Below are 8103 nucleotides of genomic sequence, written 5' to 3'. Positions count from 1 at the left end.
AATTAATATATTTTATAAATAAAAAATATATCCGTGAAGCAATAAAAACCGCTGGTATGACAATTACCGGCGGTTTTTATTTAACTAATATAATTCGTTAGCTAATTATTTGTTTGTTCGCGTGTTTTCCTTTCTAATAATTCTCCAGTGTTTGGATCAAAATAACGACTCGGCCAAATCTCTGAGGGGTGTATTTCCAGATAATTCGCAATTATCCATTCCCCTTTTGGCCATGGGCGTGATAGTGCATTAGCCAGTGTTGATGAGCTAAGCCCCGCCTTGCGTGATACTTCAGCTAAGGTTGTTCCCCGCTTGCGTAAAGCTGCAATTATGTCAGCAGGATGCCAATCAGATTTCCTTGAAATCATTTTTAATCCTTTTTTTATTAAATTTGATGCTATGTTAGTGGTATAAATAACGGGTCTGCATGAGAGCAATAACGAACTTAAACCTGTTATTTGGAAATAAAATAGCATTATTTTTCTGAAAATATTTCCAAATTTTTTCTTAAAAGCTTCTTTTTTGAACTTGGTTACAAAAATAGAGAAACGCGATGAAAAAAGAGTGGTATTCGGCCAAGGAATTAATCGGCGTGGGTGAGTTACCTGGATCACCACAAGGAATTAATGCCAGAGCAAAACGTGAAGAGTGGATACGTCAGAAAAGACGGGGCGTACAAGGTAAAGCAGTTGAGTATCACTATTCCTGTTTTCCGGAAAAGACTATCGCAGCACTGGAACTTCATGAATCACCTTCTGAATACCAGGTGCAAAAGCAAGATCCGTTATCGGTTTGGGTTGGTGCGTTCCACCAGTTGTCAGAATCTGAGAAACAGGCAGTAACAGCCATGATTTTACGGGATGGGATCAGAAGCTTTTTAGAAAAACTTTCTGTTGTTTGACCTATTTTGGGAAAGTAAAAATGCCAACTAACTTGGCTTCTTCTTCATTATCCCGGTGCAAAGTGAGAAGAAAAGTATGAAAAAAGAATGGTACTCAGCTAAAGAGCTGGTTGGTATTGCCGGACTTCCTTCTTCGCCACAGGGGATAAACCTGATGGCAAGACGAGAAGGATGGGAATATAGACGTAAACGGGGTGTTCAAGGCAAGGCTCTTGAATATCATATGAACAGCTTGCCTGAAGATGTACTTAATGTGTTATCCGTAGGGGAAAGTACTATTGATTACACAAATAAAAGGCAGGACCCATTTTTAATTTGGGTCGAGGCTTATTATCAACTGACGAAAGTTGAGCGCGAAAAAGTTGTGAAATTCATTCTGCGGGAAGGGCTGGCAAAACTTATTGGTTATATTGATGTAGGTGTTGAAGACATAGAGAAAAACCTGGAGTCAGATTAATTCCAGGTTTTGTTATTATTAATTAAGAAAGACGTTGTACAGCAATATGAGCTAACCCCACAAGTGCTTGCTTGTATGGGGAGCTTTCCAGCACCTGCAAAGCAGCAATTGCTTTATCTGCTTCTTCCTCTGCTCGTTTACGGGTGTATTCCAGCGAGCCGCATTGTTTCATTGTTGTCAGTACGGTTTCCAGTAAATGGCGACCATTACCTTTTTCAATTGCTTCACGAATAAGTGCCGATTGTTCTGGATTACCATGATTCATAGCGTGCAATAATGGCAATGTAGGTTTACCTTCATTAAGATCATCGCCGGTATTTTTGCCTAATGTATTGCTATCAGCATCATAATCAAGTAAATCATCAATTAGCTGGAATGCAGTGCCTAAGTAACGTCCGTAATTTTGTAAAGCGGTTTCTTGTTCTGGTGTGGCGTTAGAAAGAATTGCAGAAGAGTGAGCGGCAACTTCAAATAGCCGAGCTGTTTTACTGTAAATTACCCGCATATAATCATCTTCGGAGATATTGGGGTCATTGCAGTTCATTAACTGCAAAACTTCACCTTCAGCGATAACATTGGTGGCTTCTGACATCAATTTGAGAACCCGCATAGAGTCAAGGGCTGTCATCATCTGGAAAGAACGAGTATATATAAAATCACCAACCAGTACACTTGCCGCATTACCAAAAGTGGCATTGGCGGTTGCTTTACCGCGTCGCATATCCGATTCGTCCACAACATCATCATGTAATAGGGTAGCTGTATGGATGAATTCAATTAATGCAGCAACAGTAATATGCTTATCACCCTGGTGACCCAATGCTCTGCCAGCTAGAATGGCAATTATTGGGCGAATGCGCTTTCCTCCTCCACTAATTATGTAGTAGCCCAGTTGATTTATAAGGGTAACGTCAGAATTTAACTGACTAAGAATGGCTTCATTTACCGCTGCCATATCATCAGCGGTTAGCTTGATAATAGATTCTAAATTCATGTTTTTTTCGGCTATGGGTTCTAATGCAGAGCTGTGTTCATATTAATATTACAATAGTTATCGCTGTGTCTTGATTGTACTCGAAAAACAGTTCAAATAAATGACAATTCAGAAACTACGTTTTTTTATCTTCTGCTCTAATTCTGCTCTTGTCTTCTTGGGCTTTTTTGCGTAGAATTCGCGCCCTATTATGAATATTTATAGCGCGCTCTGGAATGATATATAGGGGGCGTGCGGAAAGCGGAGTTAATATGTACGCGGTTTTCCAAAGTGGTGGTAAACAACACCGAGTCAGCGAAGGTCAAACAATTCGCCTGGAAAAGCTGGACATCGCAACGGGTGAAACTGTTGAGTTTGACCAGGTTCTGATGGTCGCTAATGGTGATGACATCAAAATCGGCGCTCCTGTCGTTGAAGGCTTTAAAATCAAAGCTGAAGTGGTTGCTCATGGTCGCGGCGAGAAAATTAAAATTGTTAAGTTTCGTCGCCGTAAACACAGCCGTAAGCAGCAGGGCCACCGTCAGTGGTTCACTGATGTTAAAATCACTGGCATCGCTTAAGATTTAGGAGAGCAGATTAATGGCACACAAAAAGGCTGGCGGCTCAACTCGTAATGGCCGCGATTCTGAAAGTAAACGTCTGGGTGTAAAACGTTTTGGTGGCGAGTCTGTATTAGCAGGCAGCATCATTGTTCGTCAACGTGGTACTAAATTCCACGCTGGCAATAACGTTGGTTGTGGTCGTGACCATACCCTGTTCGCACTGACTGACGGGAAAGTTAAATTCGAAGTTAAAGGCCCGAAAAACCGCAAATTTATCAGCATCGAAGCTGAATAAGTTTTTCGAGTTATATACCTAATGGATTTCAAGATGCATCGCGACGGCAAAGGAGCGAATTCCCGGGAGCATAGATAACTCTGTGACCGGGGTGAGTGAGTGCAGCCAACAAAGAGGCAACTTGAAAGATAACGGGTATAAACCGAATCAGAAGCCCTGCAATGTGTTGCGGGGCTTTTTATTATTCTCAATACGCCATCTCTGGGTAAAACAGCCGTCCAGCACTATATGGCTCTCATACGGAGAAAAGATATGAAATTTGTAGATGAAGCCAGAATACTGGTTGTTGCGGGGGATGGTGGCAATGGTTGTGTCAGCTTCCGCCGTGAAAAATATATTCCGAAAGGTGGGCCAGATGGTGGTGACGGTGGAGATGGTGGAGATGTTTATCTATTGGCAGATGAAAATCTCAACACATTGATTGACTATCGTTTTGAAAAATCTTTTCGGGCAGAACGTGGGCAAAATGGTCAAAGCCGAGATTGTACAGGTAAGCGTGGTCAGGATATCACTATCAAAGTGCCTGTAGGTACGCGTGTGCGCGATGTGGCAACTGGTGAGGTTCTTGGCGATATGACGCGCCATGAACAGCGTTTGATGGTAGCTAAAGGTGGGTTTCACGGACTCGGTAATACCCGTTTTAAATCTTCTGTCAACCGGGCTCCTCGCCAAAAAACGATGGGAACTTCAGGTGAAACCCGTGAACTGATGCTGGAACTGATGTTGTTAGCGGATGTTGGTATGTTGGGGATGCCAAATGCGGGCAAATCCACATTTATCCGCGCTGTTTCTGCTGCTAAACCAAAAGTTGCAGATTATCCGTTTACAACTCTGGTACCAAGCTTGGGTGTAGTAAGGATGGATAACGAGCAGAGTTTCGTTGTCGCTGATATTCCAGGACTTATTGAAGGCGCTTCTGATGGCGCTGGCTTGGGAATCCGTTTCTTGAAGCATTTGGAACGTTGCCGAGTATTACTGCACTTAATCGATATCTGTCCTGTTGATGAATCGAATCCTGTCGAAAATGCTCGAATTATTGTCAACGAGCTACAGCAATACAGTGAAAAACTGGCACAAAAACCCCGCTGGTTAGTATTCAACAAAGTTGATCTGTTGGAGCCTGAAGAAGCTAAACAGCGTGCACAAGCCATTGCTGATGAATTGGGTTGGGAAAGTGGCTTCTATATGATCTCTGCGGTAAATCGTCAGGGCGTTAAAGAGCTTTGCTGGGATATCATGGAGTTTATGAAAACTCAACCGCGTAATATGAGTACAATAGAAGGTGAAGCTCAGCCTGAGAAAGTTGAATTCATGTGGGATGATTACCATAAAGAGCAATTGGATCAGGTTTCGGAAGCAGACGATGATTGGGATGACGATTGGGACGAAGATGACAACGAAGGTGTTGAGTTTATTTATAAACGTTGATTCTTCCCTTCTTTCATTATAGTTAAGGGCGCCACATGTTTGTGGCGCTCATTGTATTAGTTGTATTGGTATAGATCTTTATATAGCCTGCTTTCAAATCTCACTAGAGGAATTCGGCGGTTACGATATTCTTTTGGTGGTACGGCATAGGCAGAAATAAACTGTACGAAGGCAATTCTCTGGTCATTGGCAGTGGTTATAAAGCCAGCGAGATTATAAACTCCTTGCAGGGCACCGGTCTTAGCTGAAACTTTCCCATTTACTCCTGCTTCATCTAACCCTCCCCGATATCTCAGCGTGCCGTCATGACCCGCTAATGGCAGCATAGAAATAAAGTCTAATTCTTGATCATGTTGAGCAATAAACTGTAATACTTCCATCATGGTTGCTGGGGTGATCAGATTATGGCGGGATAATCCTGAACCATCCACCATAACGGTATTTCCCAAATCGATACCGGCTTTTTGTTTTAATACTTGCCGTACAGCATCAGAGCCTGAACGCCAGGTTCCTGGTATATTAAAGTGCTGTTGGCCTATTGTTCGGAATACAGTATCAGCGATCATATTGTCAGATTTTTTCAGCATGACTTTCAGCAGATCATGTAATGGTACTGATTGATTCAGAGCCAGGACTTTACCGGGTTCAGTTGGTAAGCTTTGGCGTTTGAGATTGCCTGTTATTTCAATTCCTGCAATTTGCAGTTCATTTTTGAGAATTGCCCCTGCATAACTGGCACCATTCTGAATAGCGAAAGCCAGTGGTAATGGTTCACTGCGTTGGGTAAGGCATCCGGTTAGCGTAAAACGGTTAAGTTCTCCGGGAACCACATCCAACTCACAGTACTGGCTTTCAGGTGATCCTTTTGCTAGGGTTTTAACTTCACTGAACATATTCACTGGATAAAAGGATGCGACACGGATAAATGCAGTATCACCGGGACGTTCCGCGCTATATAGTGAAACTGAAAAACAATTTCGATCCACAATTGCGGCAGCAGGTGGAGCACTGAAACATTGGGTCATGTCGTTCCATACCCAACCGGGAGCTTTATCGTGGCTGGCAAAAGCGGAAACATCTATCAGAAGATCCCCGTCAATTTTTTTCACACCAGATTGTTGTAGAACAGTAACCATATTGCGAAGTTGTTGACGGGTCAGTGTTGGATCTCCAACAAAACGAGCAGTCAAATTCCCTTTTAAAACACCATTTGAAATTTTGCCATTACTTTCTAGTGTGGTGATAAAGCGATAGTCTTTGCCTAGTTGCAATAATGCTGCAAGGGCCGTGACAACTTTTAGAGTACTTGCTGGTAGAGCCATTTGCTGGCCGTGATAATCAAGTAACGGTGTATTGGCGCCAACTTTTTGGGCGATTAACGCCAGATTGGTACCGTCAGGCAAATATTGTGCATATTCCTCAACAGGTGTGGCATTTGCGTTGGTGATAGTCAAATACAGCGTGGTAACGCAAACTAATCTGCTGGCCATTTTAAAAAGGGACATAAATTTCACATGTGGATGTGGACATACCACAATACTAAGGTGCAAAGTGGGGAAAAGTAAACGATGACCCATCATCAAGTCTACGTTAGAATGACACATTAATATGTAGAAATGATTGTGAACTCTGGGTAATCCTGAGGTTTACATTACTGTTTATTGTCTGGAAGCCCGCCCGACAAGGTGTGCTCATTGTGCTGTTATCTGAAAACATCAGGATGATGTTTGGTTTTTGCTCAGGAAAGATTTAGAGGATTAATATAATGAAACAGATTCCAATGACGGTACGTGGCGCGGATAAGTTGCGCGAAGAGTTAGATTATCTGAAAAACGTACGTCGTCCAAAAATTATTTCAGACATTGCTGAAGCGCGTGAACATGGTGATCTGAAAGAAAACGCTGAATATCATGCAGCTCGTGAACAACAAGGTTTCTGCGAAGGTCGTATCCAGGAAATTGAAGCTAAGCTTTCTAATGCACAAGTGATTGATGTTACAAAAATGCCCAAGACTGGACGTGTTATTTTTGGTGCTACAGTTACAGCTTTGAATGTAAATACTGACGAAGAGCAGACTTACCGGATTGTAGGTGATGATGAGGCTGATATTAAAGAAAATTTAATTTCCGTGAATTCACCGATTGCTCGTGGCCTGATTGGCAAAGAGGTTGATGACGTTGTGACTATCAAGACGCCTGGTGGTGAAGTTGAATATGAAATCTTGAAAGTTGAATATATTTAAACTTCAGGATCAGCTTGTTGCTGTCGATTTCCGTTAGGTAAAGTTACACTAGAATTGTATAGAAAGTAAAAAAGGCCAGATTCGGCCTTTTTTATCATAATAATGCGCATGGCATTTTTATATAAATGTGATTTGATTATTTAGGTAAAATAATTTTGCGTTCTTCCGATTGGCGGTAAAGAACCAGAATTTTCCCGATAATTTGCACATTATATGCGCCGGTCTCGCGGACAATTGCATCGGCGATCAAACTTTTGATTTCACGATCTTCGCCTGCGATTTTGACTTTGATAAGCTCATGGTGTGTCAGCGTTTGTTCAATTTCAGCTAACACGCCTTCAGTCAGACCGTTGTTACCGATCATAACGACAGGTTTTAACGGATGAGCGAGACTTTTTAGGTGTTGTACTTGTTTTTTGTTAAGAGTCATTGTTTTTTTGCTTAGTTAGGATTGAAAACGGGACATTCTACCGCCATCTCATATCTATCACCATAAATAGTGTGTTGTGGTTTTGGTGTGTCGAGCAATAGATATCTGGCTCTTTATTAGTATAGTTGGAAAGGACAATGGCCAATAAAAAACGTTCGGCAAGTTCCAGTCGCTGGTTACAAGAACACTTTAGTGATAAATATGTTCTTCAGGCACAGAAAAAAGGGCTGCGTTCTCGCGCTTGGTTTAAACTTGATGAAATTCAACAAAGTGACAAAATTTTTAAGCCCGGCATGACCGTTGTCGATTTAGGCGCAGCCCCTGGTGGATGGTCTCAGTACGCAGTGAGTCAAATTAATGAGAATGGGCGGGTCATTGCTTGTGATCTTTTACCGATGGACCCAATTGTTGGAGTTGATTTCCTTCAGGGTGATTTTCGTGATGAACTTGTATTGAAAACATTGCTTGAACGAGTTGGTAATAACAAAGTCCAGGTAGTCATGTCGGATATGGCACCCAATATGAGCGGAACACCTGCGGTCGATATTCCTCGATCCATGTATCTGGTTGAATTGGCGTTAGATATGTGTCGTGATGTGCTGGCCCCCGGGGGGAGTTTCATCGTCAAAGTATTTCAGGGAGAAGGCTTTGATGAATACCTGAGGGAAATTCGCTCCCTGTTTACGAATGTGAAAATTCGTAAGCCAGACGCTTCGCGGGCACGATCGCGTGAAGTATACATTGTAGCGACAGGGCGGAAACTATAGTACCCTGAATGCTATTTGTTAACACAGTTGTAATATGAGGTTAATCC

At 42.2% G+C, this 8103-nt stretch carries 11 protein-coding genes; 7 read left to right on the top strand and 4 right to left on the bottom strand.

The window, feature by feature from the left end; all coding sequences use genetic code 11:
• Positions 1 to 101: 101 nt before the first annotated feature.
• Entirely contained in the window at positions 102 to 368 is a 267-nt protein-coding gene (locus AM629_RS15810; RefSeq protein ID WP_054480228.1) for a helix-turn-helix domain-containing protein, read from the bottom strand.
• A gap of 185 nt (positions 369 to 553) precedes the next feature.
• Between AM629_RS15810 and AM629_RS15805 the strand changes: the two genes are divergently transcribed.
• Both AM629_RS15805 and AM629_RS15800 read left to right on the top strand, forming a co-directional pair.
• Complete coding sequence (locus AM629_RS15805; RefSeq protein WP_054480227.1) at positions 554 to 901, top strand: DNA-binding protein; 348 nt, start codon at positions 554 to 556, stop codon at positions 899 to 901.
• Positions 902 to 977: 76 nt separating this feature from the next.
• Positions 978 to 1358, top strand: a complete 381-nt coding sequence (locus tag AM629_RS15800; RefSeq protein WP_054480226.1) for a DNA-binding protein — start codon at positions 978 to 980, stop codon at positions 1356 to 1358.
• Positions 1359 to 1380: 22 nt separating this feature from the next.
• Here the strand turns inward: AM629_RS15800 and ispB are convergent, their stop codons facing one another.
• Positions 1381 to 2352 (bottom strand): octaprenyl diphosphate synthase, encoded by a 972-nt coding sequence (gene ispB / locus AM629_RS15795; RefSeq protein WP_054480225.1) that lies wholly within the window; start codon positions 2350 to 2352, stop codon positions 1381 to 1383.
• A 251-nt stretch (positions 2353 to 2603) separates the two neighbouring features.
• Between ispB and rplU the strand changes: the two genes are divergently transcribed.
• From rplU to cgtA, 3 genes are all read left to right on the top strand, one after another.
• Complete coding sequence (rplU, locus tag AM629_RS15790) at positions 2604 to 2912, top strand: 50S ribosomal protein L21 (RefSeq protein WP_054480224.1); 309 nt, start codon at positions 2604 to 2606, stop codon at positions 2910 to 2912.
• Positions 2913 to 2931: 19 nt separating this feature from the next.
• On the top strand, positions 2932 to 3189 hold the full coding sequence (gene rpmA / locus AM629_RS15785) for a 50S ribosomal protein L27 (RefSeq protein WP_054480223.1): 258 nt from the start codon (positions 2932 to 2934) through the stop codon (positions 3187 to 3189).
• 252 nt (positions 3190 to 3441) lie between these two features.
• Positions 3442 to 4617: an Obg family GTPase CgtA gene (gene cgtA / locus AM629_RS15780; protein ID WP_054480222.1), complete on the top strand. Its 1176-nt coding sequence runs from the start codon at positions 3442 to 3444 to the stop codon at positions 4615 to 4617.
• A 56-nt stretch (positions 4618 to 4673) separates the two neighbouring features.
• Here cgtA and dacB read toward each other — a convergent pair whose 3' ends face one another.
• Complete coding sequence (gene dacB, locus AM629_RS15775) at positions 4674 to 6107, bottom strand: serine-type D-Ala-D-Ala carboxypeptidase (RefSeq protein ID WP_161804236.1); 1434 nt, start codon at positions 6105 to 6107, stop codon at positions 4674 to 4676.
• 275 nt (positions 6108 to 6382) lie between these two features.
• On the opposite strand from dacB, the gene greA reads away from it, so the two are divergent.
• Positions 6383 to 6859: a transcription elongation factor GreA gene (gene greA / locus AM629_RS15770; RefSeq protein WP_036770424.1), complete on the top strand. Its 477-nt coding sequence runs from the start codon at positions 6383 to 6385 to the stop codon at positions 6857 to 6859.
• A gap of 136 nt (positions 6860 to 6995) precedes the next feature.
• On the opposite strand, the gene yhbY is transcribed toward greA, so the two are convergent.
• Complete coding sequence (yhbY, locus tag AM629_RS15765; RefSeq protein ID WP_054480220.1) at positions 6996 to 7289, bottom strand: ribosome assembly RNA-binding protein YhbY; 294 nt, start codon at positions 7287 to 7289, stop codon at positions 6996 to 6998.
• Between the two features lie 137 nt (positions 7290 to 7426).
• On the opposite strand from yhbY, the gene rlmE reads away from it, so the two are divergent.
• A complete protein-coding gene (gene rlmE, locus AM629_RS15760) occupies positions 7427 to 8056 on the top strand; it encodes a 23S rRNA (uridine(2552)-2'-O)-methyltransferase RlmE (protein WP_054480219.1) in 630 nt (209 codons plus the stop codon).
• Positions 8057 to 8103: the final 47 nt, after the last annotated feature.

The sequence above is a fragment of the Photorhabdus heterorhabditis genome (assembly GCF_001280945.1).
Taxonomy (GTDB): Bacteria; Pseudomonadota; Gammaproteobacteria; order Enterobacterales; family Enterobacteriaceae; genus Photorhabdus; species Photorhabdus heterorhabditis.
The sequence above is the reverse complement of the archived record's forward strand: the minus strand, read 5'-3'. Positions and strand labels throughout refer to the sequence as shown.

Bases quoted from the DNA above. Each gene is read 5' to 3' on its own strand.
- AM629_RS15810 (WP_054480228.1), bottom strand. From the start codon at position 368: ATGATTTCAAGGAAATCTGATTGGCATCCTGCTGACATAATTGCAGCT.
- AM629_RS15805 (WP_054480227.1), top strand. From the start codon at position 554: ATGAAAAAAGAGTGGTATTCGGCCAAGGAATTAATCGGCGTGGGTGAG.
- AM629_RS15800 (WP_054480226.1), top strand. From the start codon at position 978: ATGAAAAAAGAATGGTACTCAGCTAAAGAGCTGGTTGGTATTGCCGGA.
- ispB (WP_054480225.1), bottom strand. From the start codon at position 2,352: ATGAATTTAGAATCTATTATCAAGCTAACCGCTGATGATATGGCAGCG.
- rplU (WP_054480224.1), top strand. From the start codon at position 2,604: ATGTACGCGGTTTTCCAAAGTGGTGGTAAACAACACCGAGTCAGCGAA.
- rpmA (WP_054480223.1), top strand. From the start codon at position 2,932: ATGGCACACAAAAAGGCTGGCGGCTCAACTCGTAATGGCCGCGATTCT.
- cgtA (WP_054480222.1), top strand. From the start codon at position 3,442: ATGAAATTTGTAGATGAAGCCAGAATACTGGTTGTTGCGGGGGATGGT.
- dacB (WP_161804236.1), bottom strand. From the start codon at position 6,107: ATGGCCAGCAGATTAGTTTGCGTTACCACGCTGTATTTGACTATCACC.
- greA (WP_036770424.1), top strand. From the start codon at position 6,383: ATGAAACAGATTCCAATGACGGTACGTGGCGCGGATAAGTTGCGCGAA.
- yhbY (WP_054480220.1), bottom strand. From the start codon at position 7,289: ATGACTCTTAACAAAAAACAAGTACAACACCTAAAAAGTCTCGCTCAT.
- rlmE (WP_054480219.1), top strand. From the start codon at position 7,427: ATGGCCAATAAAAAACGTTCGGCAAGTTCCAGTCGCTGGTTACAAGAA.